This window comes from Novosphingobium sediminis (assembly GCF_007991615.1).
GTDB lineage: Bacteria > Pseudomonadota > Alphaproteobacteria > Sphingomonadales > Sphingomonadaceae > Novosphingobium > Novosphingobium sediminis.
The window spans coordinates 26,744-52,239 of sequence record NZ_BJYR01000020.1 but is presented as its reverse complement, the minus strand read 5'-3'; the positions used below and the strand labels follow the sequence as shown (position 1 = coordinate 52,239).

At 65.4% G+C, this 25,496-nt stretch carries 28 protein-coding genes; 10 read left to right on the top strand and 18 right to left on the bottom strand.

The genetic code is table 11. From position 1 onward, the window contains the following. Nucleotides 1-37 precede the first annotated feature (37 nt). Genes NSE01_RS21345 through NSE01_RS21885 form a run of 4 tightly spaced genes read left to right on the top strand, consistent with a single transcriptional unit; the run spans nucleotide 38 to nucleotide 3,621 of the window. Nucleotides 38-277: a hypothetical protein gene (locus NSE01_RS21345; protein ID WP_170233862.1), complete on the top strand. Its 240-nt coding sequence runs from the start codon at nucleotides 38-40 to the stop codon at nucleotides 275-277. Then, nucleotides 274-1,929: a secretin GspD/PilQ domain-containing protein gene (locus NSE01_RS15415; RefSeq protein WP_147160541.1), complete on the top strand. Its 1,656-nt coding sequence runs from the start codon at nucleotides 274-276 to the stop codon at nucleotides 1,927-1,929. Before NSE01_RS21345 ends, NSE01_RS15415 begins: the two co-directional genes overlap by 4 nt. A 52-nt stretch (nucleotides 1,930-1,981) precedes the next feature. After that, nucleotides 1,982-3,463 carry a hypothetical protein gene (locus NSE01_RS15410; protein ID WP_147160540.1) on the top strand — a complete coding sequence of 494 codons (1,482 nt, stop codon included), beginning with the start codon at nucleotides 1,982-1,984 and terminating at the stop codon, nucleotides 3,461-3,463. Nucleotides 3,464-3,486: 23 nt separating this feature from the next. Continuing rightward, the gene (locus NSE01_RS21885; protein ID WP_281289519.1) at nucleotides 3,487-3,621 is read left to right on the top strand and encodes a hypothetical protein; all 135 of its coding nucleotides are present in this window, start codon (nucleotides 3,487-3,489) and stop codon (nucleotides 3,619-3,621) included. Here NSE01_RS21885 and NSE01_RS15405 read toward each other — a convergent pair. From NSE01_RS15405 to NSE01_RS15400, 3 genes are all read right to left on the bottom strand, one after another. Next, nucleotides 3,618-4,292 carry a response regulator gene (locus NSE01_RS15405; RefSeq protein ID WP_147160539.1) on the bottom strand — a complete coding sequence of 225 codons (675 nt, stop codon included), beginning with the start codon at nucleotides 4,290-4,292 and terminating at the stop codon, nucleotides 3,618-3,620. The two genes, NSE01_RS21885 and NSE01_RS15405, sit on opposite strands and share 4 nt — an antisense overlap. Before the next feature lie 206 nt (nucleotides 4,293-4,498). Then, nucleotides 4,499-4,624, bottom strand: coding sequence for a hypothetical protein (locus NSE01_RS21880; protein WP_281289518.1), 126 nt, complete (start codon nucleotides 4,622-4,624; stop codon nucleotides 4,499-4,501). Continuing rightward, nucleotides 4,625-5,101, bottom strand: coding sequence for a hypothetical protein (locus NSE01_RS15400; protein ID WP_147160538.1), 477 nt, complete (start codon nucleotides 5,099-5,101; stop codon nucleotides 4,625-4,627). Here NSE01_RS15400 and NSE01_RS15395 point away from each other — a divergent pair. Continuing rightward, the gene (locus tag NSE01_RS15395; RefSeq protein WP_147160537.1) at nucleotides 5,082-5,510 is read left to right on the top strand and encodes a hypothetical protein; all 429 of its coding nucleotides are present in this window, start codon (nucleotides 5,082-5,084) and stop codon (nucleotides 5,508-5,510) included. The two genes, NSE01_RS15400 and NSE01_RS15395, sit on opposite strands and share 20 nt — an antisense overlap. Before the next feature lie 3 nt (nucleotides 5,511-5,513). Here the strand turns inward: NSE01_RS15395 and NSE01_RS15390 are convergent, their stop codons facing one another. The 4 genes from NSE01_RS15390 to NSE01_RS15375 form a co-directional block, all read right to left on the bottom strand. Beyond that, nucleotides 5,514-6,341 (bottom strand): transporter, encoded by an 828-nt coding sequence (locus tag NSE01_RS15390; protein WP_170233861.1) that lies wholly within the window; start codon nucleotides 6,339-6,341, stop codon nucleotides 5,514-5,516. A 91-nt stretch (nucleotides 6,342-6,432) separates the two neighbouring features. Next, nucleotides 6,433-6,672 (bottom strand): hypothetical protein, encoded by a 240-nt coding sequence (locus NSE01_RS15385; RefSeq protein ID WP_147160535.1) that lies wholly within the window; start codon nucleotides 6,670-6,672, stop codon nucleotides 6,433-6,435. A gap of 156 nt (nucleotides 6,673-6,828) precedes the next feature. Further along, nucleotides 6,829-7,056, bottom strand: a complete 228-nt coding sequence (locus NSE01_RS15380; RefSeq protein WP_147160534.1) for a hexameric tyrosine-coordinated heme protein — start codon at nucleotides 7,054-7,056, stop codon at nucleotides 6,829-6,831. 23 nt (nucleotides 7,057-7,079) lie between these two features. Next, nucleotides 7,080-7,748 (bottom strand): FMN-dependent NADH-azoreductase, encoded by a 669-nt coding sequence (locus NSE01_RS15375; RefSeq protein ID WP_246135237.1) that lies wholly within the window; start codon nucleotides 7,746-7,748, stop codon nucleotides 7,080-7,082. 86 nt (nucleotides 7,749-7,834) lie between these two features. On the opposite strand from NSE01_RS15375, the gene NSE01_RS15370 reads away from it, so the two are divergent. Next, nucleotides 7,835-8,758, top strand: coding sequence for a LysR family transcriptional regulator (locus tag NSE01_RS15370; RefSeq protein ID WP_147160533.1), 924 nt, complete (start codon nucleotides 7,835-7,837; stop codon nucleotides 8,756-8,758). A 4-nt stretch (nucleotides 8,759-8,762) separates the two neighbouring features. On the opposite strand, the gene NSE01_RS15365 is transcribed toward NSE01_RS15370, so the two are convergent. The 5 genes from NSE01_RS15365 to NSE01_RS15345 all read right to left on the bottom strand — a co-directional run bounded on the left by NSE01_RS15365 (nucleotide 8,763) and on the right by NSE01_RS15345 (nucleotide 11,802). Beyond that, nucleotides 8,763-9,185, bottom strand: coding sequence for a hypothetical protein (locus NSE01_RS15365; protein WP_147160532.1), 423 nt, complete (start codon nucleotides 9,183-9,185; stop codon nucleotides 8,763-8,765). 26 nt (nucleotides 9,186-9,211) lie between these two features. Further along, nucleotides 9,212-9,634 (bottom strand): organic hydroperoxide resistance protein, encoded by a 423-nt coding sequence (locus NSE01_RS15360; protein WP_147160531.1) that lies wholly within the window; start codon nucleotides 9,632-9,634, stop codon nucleotides 9,212-9,214. Nucleotides 9,635-9,790: 156 nt separating this feature from the next. After that, nucleotides 9,791-10,258, bottom strand: a complete 468-nt coding sequence (locus NSE01_RS15355) for a carboxymuconolactone decarboxylase family protein (RefSeq protein ID WP_147160530.1) — start codon at nucleotides 10,256-10,258, stop codon at nucleotides 9,791-9,793. A gap of 297 nt (nucleotides 10,259-10,555) precedes the next feature. Beyond that, nucleotides 10,556-11,308, bottom strand: a complete 753-nt coding sequence (locus tag NSE01_RS15350) for an anti-sigma factor family protein (protein ID WP_147160529.1) — start codon at nucleotides 11,306-11,308, stop codon at nucleotides 10,556-10,558. Then, nucleotides 11,305-11,802 (bottom strand): RNA polymerase sigma factor, encoded by a 498-nt coding sequence (locus NSE01_RS15345; RefSeq protein WP_147160620.1) that lies wholly within the window; start codon nucleotides 11,800-11,802, stop codon nucleotides 11,305-11,307. Before NSE01_RS15345 ends, NSE01_RS15350 begins: the two co-directional genes overlap by 4 nt. Nucleotides 11,803-11,885: 83 nt before the next feature. On the opposite strand from NSE01_RS15345, the gene NSE01_RS15340 reads away from it, so the two are divergent. After that, on the top strand, nucleotides 11,886-13,094 hold the full coding sequence (locus NSE01_RS15340) for a S8 family serine peptidase (protein ID WP_147160528.1): 1,209 nt from the start codon (nucleotides 11,886-11,888) through the stop codon (nucleotides 13,092-13,094). A gap of 100 nt (nucleotides 13,095-13,194) precedes the next feature. Further along, nucleotides 13,195-14,103, top strand: a complete 909-nt coding sequence (locus tag NSE01_RS15335) for an OmpA family protein (RefSeq protein ID WP_218033283.1) — start codon at nucleotides 13,195-13,197, stop codon at nucleotides 14,101-14,103. 125 nt (nucleotides 14,104-14,228) lie between these two features. On the opposite strand, the gene NSE01_RS15330 is transcribed toward NSE01_RS15335, so the two are convergent. After that, on the bottom strand, nucleotides 14,229-15,146 hold the full coding sequence (locus tag NSE01_RS15330; RefSeq protein WP_147160526.1) for a hypothetical protein: 918 nt from the start codon (nucleotides 15,144-15,146) through the stop codon (nucleotides 14,229-14,231). 49 nt (nucleotides 15,147-15,195) lie between these two features. Here NSE01_RS15330 and NSE01_RS15325 point away from each other — a divergent pair, with 49 nt between their 5' ends. Both NSE01_RS15325 and NSE01_RS15320 read left to right on the top strand, forming a co-directional pair. Continuing rightward, the gene (locus tag NSE01_RS15325; protein ID WP_147160525.1) at nucleotides 15,196-15,699 is read left to right on the top strand and encodes an OmpA family protein; all 504 of its coding nucleotides are present in this window, start codon (nucleotides 15,196-15,198) and stop codon (nucleotides 15,697-15,699) included. After that, the gene (locus NSE01_RS15320) at nucleotides 15,696-16,211 is read left to right on the top strand and encodes a hypothetical protein (protein ID WP_147160524.1); all 516 of its coding nucleotides are present in this window, start codon (nucleotides 15,696-15,698) and stop codon (nucleotides 16,209-16,211) included. Before NSE01_RS15325 ends, NSE01_RS15320 begins: the two co-directional genes overlap by 4 nt. Nucleotides 16,212-16,215: 4 nt before the next feature. Here the strand turns inward: NSE01_RS15320 and NSE01_RS15315 are convergent, their stop codons facing one another. The 5 genes from NSE01_RS15315 to NSE01_RS15295 all read right to left on the bottom strand — a co-directional run bounded on the left by NSE01_RS15315 (nucleotide 16,216) and on the right by NSE01_RS15295 (nucleotide 25,459). After that, complete coding sequence (locus tag NSE01_RS15315; RefSeq protein WP_147160523.1) at nucleotides 16,216-19,308, bottom strand: CHAT domain-containing protein; 3,093 nt, start codon at nucleotides 19,306-19,308, stop codon at nucleotides 16,216-16,218. A gap of 298 nt (nucleotides 19,309-19,606) precedes the next feature. Continuing rightward, on the bottom strand, nucleotides 19,607-20,818 hold the full coding sequence (locus NSE01_RS15310; RefSeq protein ID WP_147160522.1) for an Aq_097 family APC-type transporter: 1,212 nt from the start codon (nucleotides 20,816-20,818) through the stop codon (nucleotides 19,607-19,609). Continuing rightward, the gene (locus tag NSE01_RS15305) at nucleotides 20,815-22,437 is read right to left on the bottom strand and encodes a DUF389 domain-containing protein (RefSeq protein WP_147160521.1); all 1,623 of its coding nucleotides are present in this window, start codon (nucleotides 22,435-22,437) and stop codon (nucleotides 20,815-20,817) included. The genes NSE01_RS15310 and NSE01_RS15305 overlap by 4 nt, the downstream gene beginning before the upstream one ends. Then, complete coding sequence (locus tag NSE01_RS15300; RefSeq protein WP_147160520.1) at nucleotides 22,434-23,717, bottom strand: cation:proton antiporter; 1,284 nt, start codon at nucleotides 23,715-23,717, stop codon at nucleotides 22,434-22,436. The genes NSE01_RS15305 and NSE01_RS15300 overlap by 4 nt, the downstream gene beginning before the upstream one ends. Nucleotides 23,718-23,722: 5 nt before the next feature. Beyond that, nucleotides 23,723-25,459 (bottom strand): SLC13 family permease, encoded by a 1,737-nt coding sequence (locus tag NSE01_RS15295; protein WP_170233860.1) that lies wholly within the window; start codon nucleotides 25,457-25,459, stop codon nucleotides 23,723-23,725. Nucleotides 25,460-25,496 lie beyond the last annotated feature (37 nt).

The following is a 25,496-nucleotide window of genomic DNA, read 5'->3' as shown; positions in this document are numbered from 1 at the left end:
AAGTTGCCCATGTTCTGATCAGCCGGGAACCACCGCGATGCACCATCTCACCTTCATCGCCGCGCTGCTTGTGGCTCCGGTCTGTCCCGAACCGAGCCATGACCGGCTGATCGTCCAGCCCGGCCGAGATGTCTGCGGTGCAGCGCTGGATAGCCGGGGACAGCTTCGCGCACCGGGGTACCTACCAACCACATGCGCCGATCCACGCGCGATCTATCGCATCGATGGCGCGCGAAACGCCGACGTCTGCGTGCGGGTCGAAGGTGCGCGCGCATGAACTGCCGGCTGCCCTTCATGCTCGGCTGCGCCATGATGCTCAGTGGTTGCAGCGCCGCTGGCACACGGGTTGCGGTTGCGGCACCCCCGGTTGCCCCGCTCGACGAGGCGACCCTGCGCAGCCGAGGCCTTGCCGCGCTCGCCGCTGGCGAACTTCGCCCGGCGATTGCCGCCTTCTCCGAACTTACCGCGCGCGCACCGCGCGATCCTTCCAGCCAGACCCTGCTGGCGCTCGCCTACCAGCGCACTGGCAGCACCGATCCCGAAGCGACCGAACTTGCGCTCGCGGGCTATGACCTCGCGCTCAAGGCTGAGCCTAGCAGCTTCTGGGCGGCCGCGCTTGCGGGGCGCGCGGCGTTCGATCGTGGCCGGTTTGCCGAAGCAACACGGCGATTTGCCCAGGCCGTAATGGTCCGGCCCGATCATCCCGATGCGATGCTGGCACTCGCTGCCTCGGCCTATCGCAGCGGTGATGCGCCGCTCGCCGCTGCTGCCGCTGCACGCGCAGCAGATCTTGCCGCAGAACCTGCTGCCAAGGCTGCCGCCTTGCGCCTTGCCGCACTGGCAGAGGCCGGGGCGGGCGAGGCCGGGCGGGGCGCACAGGCGCTTGCCGCGCTCGCTGCGCTCGATCCGGCCAGCGCGGCCGAAGTCTCGCCTCGATTGCGGCAGCTGGCGCAGACCGCTGCGGTCGATCAGGCCCCGGCGATGTCCGAACCAGCGGCTGCGCCCGCGCCCTCGCAGATCTCGGTCGATGTCGCCATCGTGCTGGCGCAGAACAGCGCGCGCGAGCGCATCGGCATGAACCTGCTCGATGGGCTGCGCCTGCAATACGGCACCTCGCGCAACGACACCCGCCAGATCGTAACCGGCGAAATCCGCAGCGATAGCAACACCCGGGTGATCACCGAAACCATCTCGATTCCCCAACTCACGTACAACATCAACATGTTCAACCGCGGGGGCCAGTACTATCAGGTCGTCGCCCGCCCGAGCCTCACCGCCTATCGCGGTGAAATCAGCGAGTTCTTTGTCGGCCGCACGCTCAAGGTCGCGGTCAACGGGGTCAACGCGGCCCAGCTCGAACAGATCGACATCGGTATCGAGCTCAAGGTCACGCCGATCGAGATCACGGAGGAGGGCGCCCGCGTCCGCATCGAGACCGGGCGCTCATTTCTCACCTCCGATGCCGCTGGCACGTTCAACGAAGCGCTTACCACCTTCCGCCAGCGCGTTGCCGCCACCGCCGAAATCCGCTTCGGCGAGACGCTGGTGCTCTCAGGCCTCTCCGAAAGCGTGGACGATGCGACGTTCTCCAAGACGCCGGTGCTGGGCGACATCCCACTGGCGGGATCGCTGTTCAACGAGCGGGGCAAGAATTCGCGGCGCGATTCTGTGCTGATCCTCGTCACCCCGGCGCGCCCGGCGGCGCTGCCCGGTCGTCCCTGGGCGCGGGCCGAGGCGGTGGACCGGCTGGTCAAGCTTTGGACGCAGGTCATCGATCCCAGCTCGAACGGCGTCGATGCCGCCGCGCGCCTTTCGCGCATGCGTCTGTTTACCCGCATGGCACCGGGGGATTCCCCGCTGGCATGGCCCGATCCGGGGACCATCAGCGAGCGCATGCTGGGCGATCTGCTTGGCCCCGGTGGTCACTGAGTTGCACCTGCATCGCACACCAATCCGTCCATCTTCGCTCAGGAGCCTTGCCATGAAGCATTCTTCGCTTGCCGTCCTCGCCTGCACCGCCCTGCTCGGCACCACCGCCTTCAGCACCCCGGCGTTCGCGCGCTGGGAAACCGCCAATGGCGCCGCAATCCCGCCCGGCGTGCAATGCGGGGCGCCGCACACCAGCAATCCTGATCTGCGCGCCTCCGATGGTCGCCCGTTCGAAGTCCCGGCGGGATTTTCGAACGAGATCGAGATCTACGGCCAAGGCATCGATCTCAGCCCGTCCATCGCGGCTTCGGGCCTGTCCGGCCTCACCGCAACCATCTCGCGCAAGGTTTCGGGCGCGGACAATGCCGTGCGCGGCTGCGGAGCGATCGGTTCGGTGGTCGTGCGGATCGTGACACAGCCGAGCGTGCCCGCCGTGACCGGCAGCCTTGCCATTGGCACCGAAACGTTCCCGCTGCGCATCATCAATGCCTCAATCAGCGGTGATACATGGAGCGATGCCACCATGCGCCGCGCCTCAGGCAGCGCGGCCACTTCCACCGGTGCCGGCGGGTCCACTCCGGCAAGCCCGCTGATCTCCACGGGCGGGGGCGTCGGCTGCGGGCCGAACATCTGTCCCCCCGGTGGCGGCGGAGCCCAGTCCTTCGGCGGCATTGCCGGCACCACCGCACTCAGCCGTACGCCGGATTATCCCTCAGGCATCGGTGAATGCATCGATGATTTCGGTGGCAGCGCCGAACTCAGCGGCCCCAATTCCGTCACGCGGTCCACGCTCACGCTGGTCCTGCCGCGTGCGCGCGGTGCTGCCGAACTCGCGTGCCTTGTCCGCCCTGCCATTTTCGAAGTCTTCGGCACAGCGGAGCACGGCGATGTCGGCGGCTTTCACGGCGGAGCGGACTATCGCTACCCCGGTTACAACCGCAGCGTGCTACCGCCACGCTACACCGGCACGACGAGCGGGCTGGTCGGCCCGGCGCCGCTCCCCGTGCCCGATGCGCAAGTCCAGACCATCGCGATGACGCGTGAAACCGCCGCGACCTTCGTGGGTGAGCGGACGATCACGCTGAGCAGCCCGGTGCCCCGCACGGGCCGCCTCGTGCTGGTGCTGCGCTCCGATCCCGGCAACGGCATCCGCACCATTCAAGGCGTCCCGTTCAGCGGTGCCCGCGTAAGCTCGCGGATCGATGTCCGCTTCGATTTTCTCGCTGCTTTGCGCGCGGGGGGAGAGGCCATTGCGTGGCGCGTCCAGCCGATCAGCCTCGGCGCGCCGGGCAATTGCTTCACCGCCGCTAGCGGCTCGGCGACCGTTACCGCACCGATCGGCACCCTCGCGCTGACCGCAACTGAAAATGCCGGCTGCGTTGGATCCCGCTTCGCCTTGTCGATCGCCCCGCAGGCGCAGGGACTGCCGGTCTTCATCGCGCCATACGCGCAGACCGTGCTGTTCACGCTGCCCGCGCGCACGGCTCCTGCACCGCTCGTTCCGCCGCAAGTCGGCCTACCGAACCGTCCGTGAATTCACGCAAAGGAGTCCGCACCATGAAACCGACCGCTGCCTTCACGCTCGCCACTGCTGCCGCACTTGTCCTCACGTCCGCGATGGGCTCCGGCGCCAACGCTGCCGCGTCCCGACATATGCGCGGTCTGGGCCAACACCGGGGGCTAGGGCTCTAGATCAGCCCCAGTTCGCGCGCGCGGGTCGCGGCTTCAGTACGGTTGCTGGCCCCGACCACGGCGATGATGTGCGCCACGTGCGTCTTCACCGTGGCTGGGGATAGCCCCAGCAACTGCGCGATTTCCTTGTTCGCCCGGCCACGTGCCATCTGGTCCAGCACATCGCGCTGGCGGCTGCTAAGCCGCCCGAGCGGGGCCTGGATCGATGGTATGATTGCGGCCCGGCCAGTTGCAGCACGTGCTGCACTTGCCGGCGGGGCGGTGAGGCCTTGTGCGGCAAGATCTGCCACCCGCGCAGGCAGATAGCGCCCACCGGCCATAACCAGCCTGATTGCCGCCTCGACCACGCCAGGCTCGACCGACTTGGGCACAAACCCATCGACCCCCAGCGCCAGAACGGCGAGCAGATCATCGTCGCTGTCCGAACCGGTCAGCACCACGATCCGGGCACCGGGCGCGCGCTCGCGCAAGCCGGCTATGCCCTCAAGTCCGCCGATGCCCGGCATATGCAGATCAACCACAGCGATTTCGATATCGCCCCGCTCCTCGGCGTGGCTCCATGCCCCGGCGTAGTCTTGCGCGGTGAGCACCGGCCCGCCGACAATGTCTTCCAGCACCAGCGCCAGTGCGGAACGCACCAGCGGATGATCATCGCATGCCAATGCCGCCAAGATCGTCCCCTATCCCCCGACACGCGGGAGGGTAGTACAAACCTCCCGTCTGCTCCAGCACGAAGCACGGCAGGTTCTCAACCGGCGGCGGTTCGCTGCCCGGCTCCAATCCCAGCTGATGAAATGCTGGGGGAAGGTCTGATCCCGGCAAAAGCGGGCGAGAGTGCCCGCAGCCAACCGGGGTCGGCTGCGGGCTGGTGCTGTGCTCAGGATATCAGAACGTGATCAACCGAGCGGATCGCAACATCTGGCGGCATGACATCGGCAATCTTGGCCATCCCAAGACCGCGCATTTCGTCGGTCAGTGTGAGGCACAGATGGCTTACCGGCACTTACTGGATCTTCAGAAGCGCATTCAGTTTCGTCACCACCTCTGGCGAAAGCGTGGTGTTGGTGGAGGACGCCAGCGTCGTGCGCGCATCGGCTTCGGCCTGCTGCGCTGCCGTCAGACCAGACTGATCCGACGTCAGCTGGCTCTGGTCAGCGGCGAGCTGTCCCTGAGCAGTAGCCAGCGCCGACTTGGCATCGGCAATCGCCGCCGCATCGTTTGCGGTTGTCGCTGCGGCCAACTGCTGCTGTGCATCGGTCACGGCCCTGGTATCCGCCATGATCGCCGCCCGATCACTGGCGATCGCCTTGCCGAACGAAGCGATGCTCCTTTCCGCCGCGACGGTGGCCGTCTTGTAGAGCGAAAGCGCGCCGACGACCGACTGCGATGACGCATGAGCGAGACCAGACGCCGATGCGTGCGCGGCATTGAGCTTGCCCAGCAGCGAGGCCGCCTCGCCAATGCCCGCATCCACGTTCATCTGCCCTCTGCCCGAAGCGCCGGCCGATGCCGAAGTCCCGGTCGATGCCGCCGCCCTGCTCGATGCGGACGCGCTGACATTGGCGCCGACCGAAACCGAACTCGGCAGGAGGTTTGGCCTGCCTTGGGGCATGCCCTGCGGCCTATGGTTCATCGCAGCGGCGGGGGGAACAACCGGCGGCAAGACCGGAATGTGCGACGCGCCGACCGGCAGGCTGGTCGGCAAGCCGAGCGGAAGCCCTGCCGGCGGGCCATGCGGAACCCCGGCCGGGGGGGCAGCAAAGGCGCTGGTGGCCGTGAGCAGCGCGATGGCCGCCGTGCAGGTCTTGATCATCGAATGTACCATGCTCTTTCTCCTCTGGTGGTTTGCCCCCATCAGAACGAACGCCGCGCCGCCCCGGCGCGCGTGAAAGTCAGCGGAACAGCGTCAGCCGCAGGCCCGCGCCGATGCGCGGGCTGGCATCGTTGAGTCCGGCGAGGCCGTAGAGCGTCAGGCCGAAACGCTTGCTGAAGCGGTAGGTCATGTAGGGCGAGACAACCGCCTGCCCCTGCAGCCCGTCAGCCACCGGTTCGCGGTAGGCCACGCTGACGCCGTAGTTCTGGCTGGCGGTTGGCCGCAAGTTGAGACCGCCCGATGCGGTTACGCCCTTGCGCAGCCGATAGGCCGCCGGGCTTCCCAGCCACGAGTATCCCACCGAGCCGAACAGCATGACCGCAGGAGTCACCGACTTGTAGAAGCTCGCGTTGACCGAATAGTCCGTCTTACCGGTGCCGATTGACGTCTTCGCCGTAGGCAGCTTGACGCTGCCGCCCACTTCGATGGCAGGCAGAATCAACCCCTCGCGTGCGAGCAGGGCGGCAGCCGAGAGATTGAGATCGCCGATGCCCGAGCGAGACGTGATGGCCGAGCCTGGGCTCGAGACGATCACGCCCCCCACCAACTGGCCGGGGCCGCTGATGAACTCGTAAGGCAGCGATGCCTGCACCCGCACCCGGCCGATCTGTGCCTTGAGATCGAGCGGGATGCTCCACACCGTGGTGTCAGCGCTCGCACCATAGTGGCCGGCTGAATAATCAGCTCCGGTCGCCAGCTCGAAGCTGGAATCAGCGAAAAGTCCGCCCGTGTGGCCAAGCGTGTTGTTCGGGGCCTGCACGGCGGCTTGCCCTTCGCTTGCGGCGGCCGATGGTTCGCCTGGGGTTTCCGCCAGCGCCGATGGCGCGAGGACCAAGCTGACCGCCATCGCAGCGGTTGCAACTGCGGATCGTAGCATGTGCAAGAAACGTCTCCCTGGTTGTTCCCGACCAGCGGCCACATCTGTGGGGCGCTGGCCTTCACGAGGGCTGACGTCCGAGCGGCTGTTTTCCATCCCGGCGCAGGGCAAGATGCGCGGCGAAGTGCCCGCGAGCCGCGCCGATGCGTTGCTGGAACCCGATCAGGCCATGGCCGTAAGCGCCCGCGGACAGCGCGCGGATCGCCCGCTGGGCCGCTGCAGGGTCGGGAGCATGCAACCGGTCCGCGATCCGGCGGCTCACCAGAGGGGCGGCAAACGATGTGCCGCGAACTTCTGTCATGCGTCCCGCTGGATCGACGCGGCTGTCACACCATTGCTGCGAAGCGACCCTCAGCGACTGCTGCTCGCAGATGGCGTATTGGCCGAAGGGCTTTCCGGAAACCTTTCCGGACAAGCGTCGCCAGTCAGGATAGGCATGTCGTCCCGCGCGGCCAATTCACGCCCGCCAATAGTTGTTTGCTGTGGCGACCGTCTGAAAATTGGTCGCTACAACCTGCGAACTGGCGATCAGCGCGTTGGCGTCCTGCTCGTAGATCGGGCGCAGTTTCTTGCGCACCTCATCCGAGGGTTGGGTCATCTTCACCGCCATGCGCGATAGCTTCATCGCAAGGGCGAAACCGTCTTCGGGGCTCGCGGTGATCAGGGTTTCAAGCCAGGTGGTCATTGCTCTTCTCCAGATTGTGCCGCTCAGGCGGCGATGCGGTGAATGGAGGGGAGATCGAGCGCAGCGATCTGCGCTTCGGCCTTGGCGATGGCCGGGCCGCGTGCGTCCGGCGACAAGGCAAGGCCCTGAGCGTGGATGAAGGTTACGTCGTCAACGCCGATGAAGGCGAAGAACGTGCGCAGGTGCGGTTCCTGGTGATCCATCGCTGCGAAGGCGGGCGCGCTGAAATCGCTGCCGCGCGCCGTCAGCACGATCACCTGCTTGCCCTGCATCAGACCGGCGGGGCCTTCCGCCGTGTAGCGGAACGTCTCTCCCGCCACGCCGATCCGGTCGATCCATGCCTTGAGCTGGCTGGAAATGCCGAAGTTGTACATCGGCGAACAGATCACGATGATGTTGGCAGCCTTGAACTCGGCCAGCACGGGATCGGCCACGGTGCCGCGCGCGGCGACATCTGCGCCGGTGAGGTGCGGCAGCGGATCTGCTCCCAGATCGCGGGTCATGATGTTGGCGCCGGGATACGCCGCCCCAAGCCGCGCCATGACCTGCGCCGAGAGGTGCTTCGTGGCGGAATTATCGCCGAAGATGCTGGAATCGATGTGCAGGATATTCATGATCGTCACTCCGGGTTCTGTTGGTGTGACAACGAAGTAGGCCAGATCGGGGCCGCCGATTAGCGACTGGCGCGGCACCTGATTGTTTCCGGAAACAGCGCAATTCCCGCGCGCCTTGGAATGGAGTACGTTGGGGACAATCGCTGCGCAGGGAGCCTTCCGCCATGCCGCACATGCCCGATTTCGAAGCCTGGGCGATCTTCGCCAAAGTTGCCGAGCGGGGCAGTTTCAGCCATGCTGCAGAGGAACTGGGGCTGGCCAAGACGACAGTCTCAAAGGCGGTGACGCGGCTCGAGGAACGAATGCGGACAACGCTGCTGCATCGCACGACGCGTTCGCTGTCGCTGACCGAAAGTGGGCGACTGTCGCTGGAGCGGGCAGCGCGGATCCTGGCGGACGGCGCGGCGGTGGAAGCGGAGATCCTTGAGGAAGCCGCAATCCCGCGCGGCCTGATCCGGCTCGCCAGCACCACCGCATTTGGTGTGCAGCAACTCGCCGGGCTGCTCCCGCAGTTCATGGCGCGCTATCCGGAGATCGAGATCGATTTCGAACTGACCGACCGGCGGATCGACCTCATCACCGAAGGCGTCGATCTGGTGCTGCGGGTGGGGCCGGAGCCGGATTCCTCGCTGCGGATCAGCAAGCTATTTGCGTTCCGCGTGCCGGTGGTGGCCGCTCCGGCCTACTTTGAAAAGCATGGCCGGCCCGAGCATCCCGCCGATCTCGCGCGGTTTCCCGCCGTGGTCTTCACCCACATCGCCGGAGCGGAGGCCTGGCATTTCCGCCATGCCGAACACGGCGATCTTACCGTGCATGTCGATGGGCCGGTACACGTCAACAATGGTGTTGCGGCAGTGCCGGCACTGATCGCGGGACTTGGCATCACCGCGCTGCCGGAAGCCTATGTCGCTGAAGAGCTTGCGGACGGCCGGCTCGAGGAAGTGCTCAAGGACTGGCCGGTGCGCCCGGCGCCGCTCCATGTGGTGACGCCGCCGGGCCGGGCACGGCCGGCGCGGGTGCGGGTGTTGCTCGAATTCCTGCGCCAGCATTTCGCGACGAAATCCTGGGCGCAGGGGATCGAGGCGTAAGGCATCAGAGCATGATCCGCGCTGCTGTTCCGATAGCGGTCACCGCCACGGCGATGGTGACCGGGATCGAGAGGATCTGGATCAGCGCGCCCCGTCCATCGACGTGGCCGGTCCATGTCTCGAGGCCATCCGCAAGGAAAGTGCGCAGACTGAGCTGGCCCGAGCGCCCCTCGGTGTTGAAGAAGGCCGTGGGCACGGCGAGGTAGATCGCGAAATAGAGCCCGCTGATGACGACCATCATCGTCGCATCGAGCCCCCGCGTGAACAGCAGCAGAAAGGCGGAGATGATCGCGCCATAGGCGCCAAGGATCATCACGCCGACCTCGCGCGGGATATCTGGCGCGGCGGCTTCTCCCATCATCGGCAACGGTTCGGGCGGCTGATTGTGGCCAGCGAGCGATTCAAATCCTTCATGGAGCGCGTACATCGTGGTTCTCCTATGGGGGTGTGCCTTCAGGCAATGGTGATGCGGACATCGACATTGCTGCGCGTGGCGTTGGAGTAGGGGCAGGCCTGGTGCGCGGCGTCGACAAGGCGCTCCGCCGTTGCGCGGTCGAGCCCGGGCAGATCGACCGCCAGCGCAATAGCGAGCGCGAAGCCGGGGCCCTTGTCATTTGGGCCGATGCCGACCGTTGCCGTGACATTTGCGTCGGCGGGAATGGCCGTCTTCGCCTGCGCGGCGACGAACCGGATGGCCGAAAGGAAGCAGGCGGCATAGCCAGCGGCAAAGAGCTGTTCGGGGTTGGTGCCGGTGGCGCCGTCACCGCCCAGTTCGCGAGGGGTTGCCAATTGGACGCGCAGCACGCCGTCGGCACTCGCGGCTGAGCCGGTGCGGCCGCCGATTGCAGTGGCCTGGGTCTGGTAAAGCGTTTTCATGGGGCTTGTCCTTGGTCTGGAGGGTGCCCGCATCAGGGAGGTCAGGAGGGGGAAGAACACCTCCCCGATGCGGACTGACATTGATCTAGGCGGGGAGCGTGGCGGCGATAATCGGCCGCCGCGGCATCAGAGTGGTGGCGAAAACACGCCAATCGCTCAGGCGGCGGCAGCCAGCGCGGCCACTGCGCCGGGGACCGCGCGGAATGCGATGCCGAGCCGGTTGTAGGTGTTCATCAGGCCGATCGCGATGGTGAGGTCGGTCAGTGTTTTTCCGCTGAACACGGCGCTTGCTGCCGTAAAATCAGCGTCCGGCACGCCGGTATCAGCGACAAGCGTGACGCTTTCGGCCCAGGCAAGCGCGGCGCGTTCTTCGAGAGTGAACAAGCCTTCCGCCTCACGCCACACGGACAGCAGCGCGAGCTTTTCGGGCGCAACGCCGCGCTTGCCGAGGTCGCGCGTGTGCATGTCGATGCAAAAGGCGCAGCCGTTGATCTGGCTGATCCGCAGATAGACGAGATCGACGAGACCCGCGTCGAGCTCGGATTGGAGGATGTGGCCATAGACATGGCCGAGTGCCTTGACCCCGGCGGGGCTTGCGGCTGCATAATCGAGACGAGCAGACATGGCGGCGGTTCCTTCACTTGGCATACTGGCTGCGAAACATTCGCAGCGGCAGTGAAAGGCTGGATAGGCTGCCGCAGCCGCGGACATTAGAACCAGCTCGCCACATCTCTTGTGCCTGTCGCGCGGGTAATCCCAGTCGCCGCGCAACTCGGCGATGCCGCGATCGCGCCGCTGTTCGTTGACGTGGCCGCCGGTTGGCCCAAATGATACGAAGCGAGACAGTGGGTACGTTTCGTGCCTATTGGCCGAAGGGTAGAGCTTGTCCGGACCTCAATTGTCGCACTCCCTCGCCAAAGCCTAGCGCCACCCGTCCTTCCGGGCTTGCGCTTCCTGCGCCGCGTCAAGCGGATCACCTGCAGCCATCTGCTGCGCCAAGGCCATCAACTCAGCATCAGCCGAGCCAGCCTGCCGATACTGCGCGGTTTGAGCAGGAGTTCCGGGCAGCACGTGGCGTAGCTGCCATCCGCCGCTGCCGTGACAGGCGATGCCCGAGGCGATTTCACCGCTGAAGGCGCGGCACAGCGCACCATCGGCATTGCGAAATGTCGCCAGCATGCGCAGCGCCTTGCCGGATGGCGCCGAGGCCAGTTGGCTGTCGAGAGCGTTGGCAAGTTCGCCTCTCGCGACCAGCGCGCCGTTCTCTGCCGCGAACGGGAACGCGCCGTTGCGCTGACCGCCGATAAACAGGCCCATGACCAGCGATGCTGCCATCGCGCCGCCAATCCAGGCACTGCGCCAGATCTGCTTGCGCGCGGGGCCAGGGGTCTGGCTGCGCTGGGCGCGGACGGCGGCGAGGTCGATCACCGGAGCTGCCGCCACTTCGGCAACAGGTTCGACTTCGGCGCGGATAAGGGTCTCCCAATGCGGCGGAACCGGTTCCTTCAGCAGGCTCTCGAAGCTATCGCGAAGCTCATTGACCAGTGCGCGCTCGGCACGGATCCGCTCGGCCAGAACAGGGTCAGCCTGCGCCGCCTGCTCGATCCGGGCACGTGCCGCCGCATCGCACTCGCCATCGCAGAAGGCGGCCAGTTCCTCATCGCTGATGGTCATGGTTTTTCTCCCAGATAGCGCATCAGCGCTTCGCGGCCCCGCACCAGGCGCGAAGTCAGCGTGCCTTGCGGGCAGCCGATTATCTCTGCCGCTTCCTTGTATGCAAACCCTTCCACCAGCACGAGCAGCACGGCCTCGCGCTGGTCGTCCGGCAGTTTGGCGACCGCCCGGCTCACATTGCCGAGTTCGACATTCGCCTCGATCCCCTGTGCGCTCGCATCGGCAATGTCGAACGCGGCGTCATCCGGCGGCAGGACCGGGCCGCGGCGGGCCCGCGCGCGGTTTTCGTCGATCCAGATATTGCGCATGATCCGATACACCCAAGCATCGAGCCGCGTGCCTTCCTGCCACTGCGCGGCAGACCTCAGCGCCCGTTCGATCGTTGCCTGGCACAGGTCATCGCCATCCGCCGCGTCGCGGGCCAGCCCTCGGGCGAAGCGCCGCATCTTGGGCAGAAGCGCCACGAGGTCATCCGCAAATTGCCGGGCAATCATGTCCTGAGCCTTGCCATGGATGGAACGACCATTCAGCGTCGTTTCATCCATAGTTCGCAATTTTTTCGGCAATGGACAACCACATGGTCAAGCGAGCCTTCATAGCCCTGATGCTGGCACTGCCCGGTGGCCTGCACGCCCAGATCACGCTGCCCCCGGTTGGCGCGCTGGTCGATCCGGTCATCTCGCGCGTACAAACCGCGCTGGCGCCGGCCGATGAGGTGGTGCGCAGCATCGACGTGCTGGCGGCCGAGCGGCTCGACCGGCTGACGAAGTTTGTCGCGCAGCACCCTGATGAGACCGAATTCGACAGCGCCGGACAGCCTGCTCGGAGGGGCGAATTGCTGGTCATCGATCCCAGGCCGGATGATCTCGCCGCAGCCCAGCGTGGCGGCTTTGCCCTCATCGAGCAGCAACGCATCGAGGGCATCAATATCGGTTACGCGCGTCTGGCGGTGCCGCCGAGGCTGCCTTTGGCAAAGGCCGAGCGCGCATTGCGCAAGCTGCTGCCACAGGCCGAAGTCACCGCCGACCAACTGCATTTCCAGAGCGGCAGCCGGGCGCAGAGCGGCAGTTCGCAGCCCCTCCTCGCCGGCCTGCCGCGAGGTGGGACGATCGGCGTGATAGACGGCGGGGTGGTCGGCGGGGGGACGGTTGCTGCTCAAGTGGGATTTGCCGCCGGTGCCCCGCACCCCAATGCACATGCGCAGGCGATCCGCTCTCTGCTGGTCGCGGCGGGCACCGCGAAGCTTTACGTCGCCGATGTCTATGGGACAGACCTCGCGGGCGGCAACGCGCTCTCGCTCGCCCGCGCGCTGGGCTGGATGGCTCAGCAGCGCGTGCCGGTCGTCTCGATCAGCCTGATTGGTCCGCCCAATCCGCTTGTGGCACGGGCGGTGGCAGCGGCGCAGGCTGGCGGGATGGTCGTGGTGGCGGCGGTCGGCAACGATGGCGCAGCGGCTCCGCCCGCCTACCCTGCCTCCTACCCCAATGTCATTGCCGTTACGGGCGTGGACGGGCGCGGCCGGGTGCTGTTAGAGGCGGGCAAGGCCTCACATCTCGATTACGCGGCGCCGGGTGCGGATATCACTGCGATCGGGTTGGACGGGCGGCGGGTTTCCCTGCGCGGCACCTCCTTCGCTGCGCCCCTTGCTGCGGCGCGCATCGCAGCCCACCGCGCGGCGACCGCCAAGCCGCAGCAGGTGCTTAGCCTTACCGATGCCGAAGCCGTGCGCGCCGGCAGAAAGACCGGGCGCGGCATCCTTTGCGGAGCCTGCCGCAGCGGATCATGAATTTTTTCGCTGGCATGGATCAAGTTCGAACCGGGCGTCGTTCCTCCTTCAGAACCGGCCGCTGGCTCCCGCTGCGGCCCCAACCAGAAGGAGGTTCTCGATGGACAAGTTTCTGCTTTCCGCTGGCGCTTCGTTGGCCCTTGCCGTCTCGCTTGGTGCAACCCCCGCCCATGCGCAGCTGCTTGGTGGCGGATTGAGCGGCAGCCTCGGCGGCATGGTCTCGATGCCGGGCACCATGATCAACGGCGCTGGTGACATCGGCGTCTCACGCATCGAGCGCGGCATTTCCGCGAACGGCAACGCCCAGGCGGTGGTCAACCGTCGGGTCCGCACGCGTACCCTGACCGCACCCGTCGATGTGCGCGCCGTGACCAATGTCGCAAGCACGGCAAAGATTGCGGTGCCGGCGGTTTCCACCACCGGCGTCACGTCGCGAATCGTGACTGCACCGGTCGCCGTCGCGGTGCCTGGGCTTGCCGTACCGGCGGTCACCGCAGTTGCCGTCCCCGATCTTGTCGTCCGGCGCGGCGCGATTATCGATGCCGGGATCGAACCGGTCTATATCTCCGACGTTCCTGCCTATGTGGACCAGCAGTACACGGTGCTGCAGGACGATTTGCGCGGCACGGGGGTCACCGTGCAGAAGCGCGGTGCACAGATCATCCTCGAACTGCCGAGCGACGTGAATTTCGCCTTCGACAAGTACGATATCCAGCCCCGGTTCTACGGCGTGCTCAATGCCGTCTCGCGCACGCTGGCGAAGTATCCGGCGACCTACGTCGACGTGAACGGCCACACTGACGCGATCGGCTCCTACGACTATAATCAGGCGCTCTCGGAGCGGCGCGCTGACGCCGTGGCGGACTATCTCTTCTCGCGCAGCGTGGCACCCGCCCGGCTGCACGTGCAGGGCTTCGGAAAGACCGAGCCGATAGCCAGCAATGCAACCATCACGGGCCGTGCCGCCAACCGCCGCGTCGAGATTGTCCTCACTCCCGTCACCGCCTGACGTGCGTCACATCCCATGATTTGAAGCAGCGCCCCTCGGAGTAGAGAACTACCTCCGGGGGGCTACTGCGAATATTGCAAGCGCGGTACCGAGGCGACGACGATCGTACTGGATGCGCTTACCTTTCAAGGTGCGAGATCAAGTTCGCGAATCTTGCACATTCCGCAATCAGCTTCGGCAATTGCCATGCGTGGCCGGCCAGACTGCCACTTGATCCAGTATTCGAACGGCTTTTGCGCCGGTTCGGCCCGCCAACCGGTGCTGGTTGAGGTATAGATCACCGAGTGGCAGATCGCGGGTTCGGGACAGGGGGCTTGCTGTTCCGCTCCCTCCCGGTCGATGACGGTGCAGAGCGCGCGATTGGCGTCGAACAACGCCTCGGGTCGGGCATCCCCGGTCAGATCGGGCAGGAGTGCTGCCGCATCCGAAGTGTCGGGCGTGCCGCCTGCGCGTTTCTCGCACCATGCTGCGTAGGCTGCTTCCTGCGCCGCAAGCGCAGGGAGCATGTGCGCCGCCGGTGCGAGCGCCTGTACCACTGGCCCGGTATAGCCGGGAACATCTGACGGCATCATCGGAAGAAACCATCCCTCGCCCCCCTGCGCTGGCTGCCAGCCGAAGCGGTAGTTGCAGTCATCCGATCCGGTCCGTCCGCAAAGCACACCGTGCAGCTTGAGCGAGACGTATCCATTCGGCTCGACCGCGTAGCCCAACACCTGCAGCGACAGGGCCCGCCGGTAATGTCCGCCTTGCTGGACCCAAACCTCGATCGGGCAGCCGCCCGTGCCGCACAGCATGCCGCTGGGCGCGGCGTTCATGTCCACCAGCCAGTCGGGCATGGCACCGCCAGTGAGCGAGACCGGCCGGTACAGGCCGCGTGCACGATCTATCGCCCGGGGCGAAAGCCCCGCTTCCCGCAGATCCGCCGCAACCGCCTGCACCACCTCGGCCGGCGGTACGGGCATTTTCGCCGTTGCGGGTTGGGGCAGCAGCAAGCCTGTCGACAGCGCAGGGCCAAGCAGGCATTTGTAGAAGAGACCGGTCATGCGCCAACGCTAACAGCGCGGGCGCACGGAGAGAAGGGGGGGCGACCAGATGACCTTGCGTGACATTGCGCGCATTGCGTTCGGACTTGTCGCGCTGCTGGCATGTGCCAGTTCGCCAGCGCGCGCGCAGACTGCGGTTCGCATCGAATCGGGCATACTTGTGCTGCCCTCTCCCGTGCGGTTCAAGGCGGAGAGCGCCGAGTTGACCGAAGACAGCGATGCGGGACTTTCGCAAGTCATGCAGTTCCTCGCCGAGAAATCCTACATCACCCTCCTGCGCGTCGAGACCAATGCATCCATGCTGGGCAGTGGCGACGCCAATCTCGAACTCGGCCAAGCGCGAGCGCGGCAGCTCGCCGCATGGTTCGCGGCTCACGGTGCGAACTGCAAGCGGTTGATCTACGTGACCCACGGGCAGAACAAGCCGATGGTCTCCGGGCAGGATGAGGCCAACGAGCGCGTCGAGTTTGCTCCGGCGACACTGCGTGACCGGCCCATCGGGGGCATGCCGGTGGACGGTGGCGGGCTGGTCGTTCAGGAACCGTGTCCATGACGGTTCTGGCGCTGCAGGCAGCCGGCTTGTTCTATTTCATCACAGCCTTCCTCGCCATGCGGGCGGCAGCCACGGGCGGCCTGATCGACACCATCCTGGGCGCGTTATCCCCTGCCGAACCGGCCGAAGCGAGGGCGCAGACGCGGCGGCGGCGCTGGCTTACCTGGGGCGCCGTCCTCAATGGCTGGGCCGGGGCCGCGCTGGCCTTGCGCTGGGACGGCGCGGTGCTTCTCATGGCAGTCGCCGCAGCTGCCCAGTGGCTCTACCTGCTCGACATCGCGCCGCGCCACCTCGATCCCTACGACCCGCCTGATCCGGCTGGGCGGCGCTCGACCCGCAATGCCGCGCTGGGCTTCACGGGTATCAGCGTGGTGGCCATCATGGCGTTCATGCAGGATTTGCTCGTGCCATTTGGCCTGCTGATCGTACCACTGCGCTTCGCCGCCATCGGTTCGGGCATCCTGCTCGCAGGATATGCGTTCAAGCTCGAACGGCAGTCGCGCTTCGGTTAGTGCGCTACTGTCCGTCCGCGGCCACCAGTACGAACGGGCTCCACGCTGCCGGATGCGCCCAATATTCCTGCCAACCGGACACCGCAGATCCGTCCGGCCGCTTGCCCGTCCGCACGGCGATCATCGCCTGCCGCAGGGCTTCGGCCTTGGGCAACCCGGACCGCGCAAAGCGCATGGTCTCGACGGTCAGCACGGCAGTCACTTCGTCGGACACGCGCCAGTGGCTTGCCAGCAAGGCCTTGGCACCAGCGTGCAGGAAGGCGCGGGCAAGGCCGGACAGGCTTTGCGAACCGGGCGTGCCATCCGATGCGGCGGTGTTGCACGCGGACAGGATCAGCCAATCCGCCTTCAGCGACAGGCGTGAAGCCTCGCTCGCCGTGAGCAGGCCATCATCCTCCACGCTCGCCGCAGCCGGGGGCGTGAAGACAAGGCCGGGTTCGGCGGCGCGGCCCACTTCCTGCGGTAGCAGGCCATGCGTCGCAAAGGCGATGATGCTCGCGCTGGCAAGGCCGGGATCCTGCTTGAGCGCAGCCTCGGTGGCCGCGGCTCCCAGATGGAGGCCACTGGGCGGTGCCTTGAGCGCCGTTGCCATGCGTTTCAATTCGATCTCGGTGCCCGGCAGCGGGGAAAGCTTGCGCAGCGCATCGGGCGAGGCGGTGGTGATGCCCTGTATCCCGCCGCTGCGCAGCGTGCGCCGCCCGCCCTGTTCGACACTGCGCGCCGCTCCCGCGGTCCCCTGCAGGCTCGGCGCGCCATAGCCGAGAAAATTGCCAGCCTTGCCGCCTTCACCTTTGCGCGGCGGGCGGGCGATGCGCAGCGCTGAAACCGCAGGCAGGGTGATGAAGCCATACTTGTCGCCAAGCCATGCCGATTGCTTCAGCGTTTCGACATCGCCCGCCTCAGACTTGTCCTTTTCAGGATCGAACTTCGTAACCAGGACCGAAAGCGGCAGCCCGCCAAGCGGCCCCCCGACCGTCACGAACACACGCTTGGCCTTGGCGAGTGTCGGTTCCAACGGCTCGACCAGATTGATGTAGAGCAGGTTCGCTGCCTCGCGATCGAAGCGGGGGAAGTAGGCGTCGATACCCTTTAACTCACCGGGTTCGTCGTAAGTCGGGTCCATATCCGCCGGGGAGGTGCAGCCGGCTTCGTCGAGCCGGCAGCGGATCCGCCCGACCAGTTTCGCCACGCCGTCCCGTGCCCGCGCGATCACGCGGACTTGCGCATGATCGGGCGCAATCGCGAACGTGTAGTAATCGGGACCATTCGGCACGATCAGGACCAGCGCCTCGTCGGCGGCGAGCCGCCCCTGAATGTCGGCCATCGTCAGTGCGGAAGGCGAGACGAGCGCTTCGAAGTCGGGGAAGGCGGACTTGATCTCGGCATCCGCAGCGGCAAGGTCCTTGGTTACTTGTGCCAGCGCGGCGCGTTTTTCGTCGAGGCCAATAGTATCCTTGCCAAGCGTCGCGGCGGTAACCGCAAGATTCAGCGCGCGGGCGCGGTCCGCAAGCTGCTGCTTGCGTGTGATCAGCGTGCCGAGCGGACCATCGCCTGCCGCCGAACGGGCCGCCGCCTGCGCCATGGCCTGACCGGCGGAAGACTGTTCAAGGTCTTGTGCTGCGGCGAACATTTCGGCGCGCAGTTCGGCGGTATCGGCCCGGCCACCAGCCTTCATCGCGGCCGAGGTTGCCTCCATCAGCGCGCCATAGGCCATCGACATGGGATCACGCGTGGTCGCATCCCCGGCTAGCGCGCGCGTGAGCGCGGCGGAGGTGGCATCGGGCGCGCTGTCGGAATAGCCCCCTGTCAGCCGCGCATCGCGGTGCTTGTGGGCAATGGCGGTGGCTTCGCGGGCAAGCGAAAGTGCCTCGTCAAGATCGCCTTCAGCAGCCACGATCGCGCGCGAGAGCGTTGTCAGCAGGATGACCAGATCAGGATGATCGGGCCCCAGCCTGCGCTGGATCGGGACTCCGAAGCGCAGCAGCGGCAAGGCCTCCTGCGCGTGGCCCTGACCGAGCAGGGCGGCGGCAAGGTTGTATTTGTACTTGGCGTAAGTCAGATCCTCTGAGATGTCCGCCTGGCCCATGACCCCCTCGTAGATTTCGAGGGCGGTGTAGGCATTCTTCTCGGCAAGCGCGTAACGACCCTCGAAATTCTGGCGGAATGCCATGTTGTTATAGGTCTGCGCCACAATGTGGGTCGGCGCGTCGAAGTACCGTGTCCGCAGCTTGTTGGCTTCTTCGAAATAGAAGTCCGAAGGGCCGAATTTGCCTTGTGCGCCAAGGTGATCAGCCTGGCGTTCGAGCAGATTGGCATAGCGCAGACCAGCCATCAGGCTATCCATGGTGCCGTTGTGCGTCTCGTCGGCGCCGGTCGCCCGCCAGACCGCTTCGGCGCGCGGTATGGTGGTCTGGAGCAGCGCCAACGCTTCGGCATGGCGGCCGATCTGGCCAAGATTCCAGCTCAAGGTTTCGACGATCTTGAACACATCGTCGGCGTCCGGACCCGATCGCTGCAATTGCATGTCGAGCAGTGTCCGGTATGCCTCGACTGCATCGCCGAGGTGCTGTGCGTCTTCAAGATAGCTTGCGAGGTCCGACTGGAGGCTCATCTTGATCTCCGGATCGGTGCTGGCCGCCACCGCGCGGCGCAAGTGCGCTTCGCCTTCCGCCGGACGTCCTTCGCGCCGCAGCAGATCGGCCACATCGACCGCGATATGCGATGCGGCGTAGCTCTGGGCGCCTTCACGCGCTGTCGCGAGCTCGGCTCTCCGGTCGATGATCTTCCGTTCGCCCGCGAAATCGCCGATCAGCGCGTAGGCGCTTTCCAGCACGGGCAGGGCATAGTCCTCATCCTCGCGCGGGGCATTCTCGGAGTGAAGCACGAGGACTTCGACAATCGGGAGCAAGGCGGCAACGAGTGCTGCCTTGCCTTCGTCCTTTGCCGCCTCGAGCTTCTCGACCAGAGGACGGTACGAGGTGCTGACAGCGGTCTTGGCGGTTGGGCTGTCCGGCGCGGCGAGGGCGGGCAGCGGCTGCAAAGCGGCAGCAAATGCGATAAAAGCAGCGCCTGCCCAGCAGCTTCTAAATGCAGCCATTCCCCCCCCTTTGATCGAATCTCCCTACCAGAACGGACGTCGACAGCCTGAGCGCGTCAGGAGAATTCGATGGAACGATGGCACACCCTTAGTGTCCGAGTCATCTACTAACAAAGCGCAGGCTATTGCGATCAAGCTGACCAATACCGCCCCGATGACCGCTGCAGCACGCAGCAACAACCCGGATCGATCAGGTCGATAGCTTTGAGGCCAGAGCTATGTGATGAAAATCATTCAGTTCGCCGAAAGGAGGACATTCGTCGGGGCAATTGTGGATGCCTGGGCGCGGCGACCGCCGTCAACTCTCAGCGGGAGCCCCCGCCAAGGTCGCGATGATGCAGATCGCACCAACAACAGCAAAGCCGATTCTGGCGACCATTCCGCCTGCCCCGGTGCGGCGCGATACCCAGAAGGCGAGCAGCGCCTGCACAGCGTAGAATGCAGCGAACGCCCGTGATGAGAGCGCAATCACCTGAAACGGGTCCGTCAGCCAGACGACCGCCAGAGACAACACGCTGGCCGCCGCAAAGGCAGAGCGGACGTTGAGACGCCGCTGCGAAACCTCGATCATCAGCCCGCCGGAACCGATGGAATCGGCGATGGCCGCGCTGAGCTGACTGGTCACCGCAGCACCCAAGACAAAGAGGCCGAGAAGGGAGGCAACGAACGTCATGATATCGAGAATGCCCGTGACGCCCTCGCTTTCGGCAGCGCGGGCGAGAACCGGTGTCAGAAGGGCCAGAAACGCGAGATAGATTGCCGAGGAAATCCATTGCGCGAGCCGCATCGTCCGTGCCCGCATCTGCTGATCGTAAGCATCACCAAGGTAGCGGGACGTTTCAAAGCCCTGCACGGTAATCAGCAGGCCCAGCAGCAGCGGAATACTCGACCAGGTGATGCGCGCTGGCGGCAAGGTCGATGCGGGGGCTGCGCCCGAAGCCCACCAGACGGCCAGTCCTGCGAGGAGCCCCGCAATCAGACCCAGCTTGATCGAGACACTCGAATGCGCGGCGTGTTCGATCTTCTTGATGTCGCCCGAAAATGTCAGCAGCGTCATCACGACAATGATGGCCGTCACGATCAGGTTCGCAATGAGAGCGTGGGATGCCGCTTCGATCGCAAACGGCTTTATCGCAAATTCTGCCAGCAATTTCAGATAATAGGCGACCGATACCGCGTAAGCGATGGCGAGCATGACCTGCCCGGCGCGCATCGCCCAGGCAAACGGGTCGTGCAAGCGAAGGCTGCGCGCGTGGTTTTCGACATGCACGATGTTGAAACGTATGACCGCGCCGACGGCATAGGCCAGCGCCAGCAGGGCGCCCATCGCGAAAATCGCCCCTGAGCCGAACTCCTTCGCCAGCAATGGGCCGCAGACCAGAAAGCCAGAACCGATGATCGAGGCCAGCGGAGTGACTGTTGCGCGCCAGGTATCCGATCTCGCGAACGACCCGAATGTCAGCGCGGCCCAGATGGTTAGAGCGGTGAAGACTGCAATGAGCGAGATCACTGCTTGCGTTCCGGCGGTTTGACGATGCTGAACACGACCCCTGCAGGCCCCGGGAGACCACGTTGCAAGCGATCATCCGTCAGCACCCTCGCGCTGCCCCGGACACCGGCGTTGGCGAGTTCCGACACGGCAAACTGCGCAGAGGCCAGTGCCGCTGCGTTTGCCGCGTCCGTTCGGGCCCCCTGCATATACCCGGCGACGGAGATGCCCTGAACGCCCCAGCGCTGAATCGCCCAGACGGCGTCAGTGAGCGCCTCATTGCCTTGCGGAGCACCGTCCTTGAGGTCGAGGGCAATGGCCAGCGTCGGCTGGACCGGGGGAACAATCCGCACGTTCCAGCCCTCCGCCACCTTGGCCGCTGCTTGTTCGGCGCCGCGATAGTCGCCCAGCTGCCAGCCCTCGGCGGCGAAAGGAACCAGTTGAACCGTGCGCTCCGTGCGATTGACCCAAAGCGCCTGCGTTGGCAGGCCGATTGCCTCGCGAATGGCGACCAGTGGAGGCACGTCGCGTGCAATCCCGGCCGCAGATGTTTCCACCGCCGCATCGACCAGCGCCTGCGTCTGGGACTGCAGGTCTGCCGCAACCACCTGCTGCAGGTTGATGGTGGGCTTGATGCCCCACCTCTCCTCAAGGTTGGCCATCAGCCGGCGATCTGCATCGTTCGTGTATTGCGGAACAATCACCACGGCGTCGATGGAGGGCGTACCTCGCAGCGGCCACCGCACCTGCAACTGGGCGACGTTCAGCGGCTTGAGGCTCAGTTCATCCGCAAGCATGCGGCGCACGGTTGCCTGCGCCCTCGCTTCGGCGGTGACGCGGTACAGCGTTAGGCCAAGCGGCGCAGCGAGAACGGAAAACGCAGCGAGGCCTGCCAGAATGAAGCGCGGGGCGTTCTCGACCTTTGCCAGGGGCCTCGCAGCCCCACTCAATCGGGCGATCAGGGCGAAGGAAAACGCAATCGCTGCAAGATTGGTCAGGAACAGCAGGAAGGCGCCAAGAGCAAAGCGCGGATTGGCGACACCAAGCCCATAACCCACCGTCGCCAGCGGCGGCATGAGCGCAGTGGCAATGGCGACACCGATCGCGGTCGCCCCCTTTTGCTGGACCGTCGCGTAGGCTCCGGCGATGCCGGAGAAGACGGCAACGACGAGGTCCAGCAGGGTCGGCTCGGTGCGGGCCACGATCTCGGACGTGGCATTGCGGATCGGGCTGAGCCAGGTCAGCAGGATACCGGTCAGGATGCCGATGGCGGCGCCGATCGCGATGACCTTTGCCGCCTCGCGGATCTGGCGCCCGTCCAGCGAGGCGAACCCGAAGCCCATGGACGCAATCGGCCCCATCAGCGGCGAAATCAGCATCGCGCCGATGACCACCGCAGTCGACGACTGCAAGAGCCCGAGCGTGGCGATACCTGCGGAAAGGCCGCACATCAGCATGTAGGACTTGGTGATCTGGCCATCCTCGCGCACCGATTGGCGCAAGGCCTTGCCCGCTTCCCCGGTAAGGTCGGGAAACAGTCCCGTCCGAGTCACCTGAGCGCCGAACATCGCGATGGAGCGCGAAACACCGCCCCGCAGCTTGGCAAACAGAGATGCCGGAGAAGGCGTGTCGCTGCTCATGCCGCGTCCTCCCCGGGCGCCGCGGACTTCTGCCCTAGCCGGTTGATAAGACCGCCGATGCTCCCGCCCTGTATGATGACGGAGAACAGCACGACCATGAACGTCGCCGCGATCAGCGGAGTGCGGGCGGCGGTTGCCGGCAAGGAGAGCGCAAGGGCGATGGAAATGCCGCCGCGCAGCCCGCCCCAGACCAGTGTCGGCGTTGCCAGATGCCCGAGATCGATCCCGCTTCGCAGGAGCCGCAATGGAATGCTGACCGAGAGCCAGCGCGCCAACAGGCCGAGCGGAATGACGGCGAGACCAAACACCATCAGCCGCATCTGCCCCGAGATCAGGATCACTTCGAGGCCGATCAACAGGAACAGGACGGCGTTCAGGACCTCGTCGATCAACTCCCAGAACTTGACCAGATAGTCGGCGGTCGTGTCGCTCATGGCGCGGGCCATTCCGGCATTGCCGATGAACAGGCCGGCCACCGCCATGGCGACCGGACCGCTGACATGAAGCGCGTGCGCGAAGCTGTATCCGGCCATGACCAGCGCAAGACTGATCATCACCTCGACGCTGTAGTCGTCGATTGTCTCCATAGCGCGGCAGGCGATCCAGCCGGTCACGAGACCGAAGGCAACACCGCCCCCAGCCTCCCGCGCAAAATCACTGGCCGCATGGACCAGACTGAACTGTTCGGCCCCCGTCGCAATCGCAATGAGGATGCCGAAGATGACAACACCGACGCCGTCGTTGAAGAGGCTTTCGCCCGCCACAGTTGCCTGCAGCGACGGCGGCACTGCGGCGCGCTTGAGGATCGCCATCACCGCCACCGGGTCGGTCGGACTAATCAAGGCGCCGAACACGAGCGCCCAGGAGAGCGGTACAGGCACGCCTGCCATGCCTGCAAGCCACCAAGTGCCTGCGCCGATGAGCGCGGTTGAAAGCAGGACGCCGAACGTCGCCAGCGAGAAGACCAGCAGGCGATTTGCCTGCATTTGCGTCCAGTCGACGTGAAGCGCACCGGCAAACAGCAGGAATGAGAGCATGCCCTCCATCAGGGTGGCATGAAAATCGATCCCGGCGAGGAACTGCTCGACCATCGGTCTCAGGCCCCAGGCCGGGAAGGCCGCGCCGATCCCGATGATCGCGAGCGAGGAAATCGCCCCCATGAGGGTCAAACCAACGGCTGACGGGAGCTTTAGAAACCGGTGGTTGGCATAACCAAGCGCGGCGGCAAGCAGGATCAGAATTGCGGCCACGTCAAACGGAGCCAAACCAGAAGCGTCCATCGATCCTATCCCCAGATTGCCGTAATCAGCGCCGTACCCAGCACCAGCACGAGCAGCGTCAACGGTGCGCCCACGCGGGCGTAATCAGAAAAGCGGTAACCGCCGGGCCCCCAGACAAGGGTGTTCGACTGATGGCCGATCGGCGTCAAGAAATCACACGAAGCGCCGATCGCGACCGCCATCAGCATGGCATCCACAGGGACATCCGTTGCCAGCCCGGTGCGCGCGGCGATTGGTCCCATGATGAGCACCGCGGCAGCGTTATTGAGGAACGGAGTGACAGCCATCGTCAAGCCAAGCGCAAGGCCGACAGGCACCCAGGACGGCTGACCCTTGCCAACCATACTGATGGCACCTGCCACGGCGTCGTCAGCCCCGCTGGCCGCAAAGGCCTGCGCCACTGGTATGATCGCCGCCAGCAGGATGATGATCGACCAGTCGATGTCCTGATAGACATGCCCCCGGAGCCTTCCGGCAAGGCCAAGTGCGGTGACTGCGAGCACAAGCGCAGCGGCGAGACCGGAAGCGCCGGTCGATGCGGCAATGATCGCGCTGACCAGAGCACCGACCGGCAACCAATCCCTTGCAGAAACGCGCAGCCTTAGCGGACGCTCGGCAAGCGGGAGGAGGCTGAAGGTTTGCGCCAGTTCGGCGGTCCGGCTTGGCTCGATCTGGAGTAAAATCACATCACCGGCATGCAGCCGCATCGCCGAAAGTCCCGCCGCGATACTCTTGCCCCTGCGGCTGAGCGCGACAAGCGCAGCACCATGTGCAGCCAGCAGGGCAAACGATGAGTCCTGCGACACGAGCAGGCTCTGCTCGGTCACGACGAATTCGAAGAAGGCATCGCCCAGCAGATCATCTTCCGCATCGGATGCCAATTCGAGCCCGAGCCGTTCCAGCGCCGTCTCGACGACCGGTGCGCGGCCCTCCACCTGGATGACATCGCCCGGCAGCAACAACCTGCTGAGGCGTGGGGCCGTGACCAGAATGCCGCCGCGATCAATCGCATGGACTGCAAGCCGGTCATCACCTGATCCGATCGATGCGAGCGATTCAACCGTGAGAGACTTCGCGGCATTTGCCGGGACGCGTAACTCGAACAGATAATCGGCAACGCGGAACTTGAGCGGTTCGCTTTCACTGGAGGCGCGCATGGGCAGAAAGCGGACCAGAAGCAGGGTTAGGACGAGACCGGCGAGCGCGAGAGGAAGGCCAACAAGGGCAAAATCGAACATGCCGAACGCCGGTTTGCCATAGCCACTGCGCATCTCCGCCAGAATAACATTCGGCGGCGTACCGATCAGCGTGACAAGCCCGCCGAGCAGCGAAGCAAACGCCATCGGCATGAGAATGCGACTGGGCGAGACCTTGGCGGTCCGGCAAGTCGCCAGCGCGGCCGGCAGCAGCAGTGCCAGGGCTCCGACATTGTTCATGAACGCAGATGCGGTGCCGCACAGGATCGCGTAAACCACGGCGATGCCTGTTTCCGCCTTCATCCAGCGCTGAAACGGGCGCAGCGCGTATGCGAGTACGCCTGAGCGAGCAATCGCAGCGCTGATGATCATAATGGCGCCAACGGTGATGACGACTGGATCGGAAAACCCGGCGAATGCGCGATCGGCGCGGACAAGGCCAAGCGCCAAGCAAGTCGAAAGCATGAGTAGCGCGACAAGATCATGACGCACCTTGTCAGTCGCAAAGCCGACAAGGCCGACCGCAAAAATGGCTGAAATCGCCATCACAGAGCCAGTGCCTGCCATCGCATTGAAAGGTCTA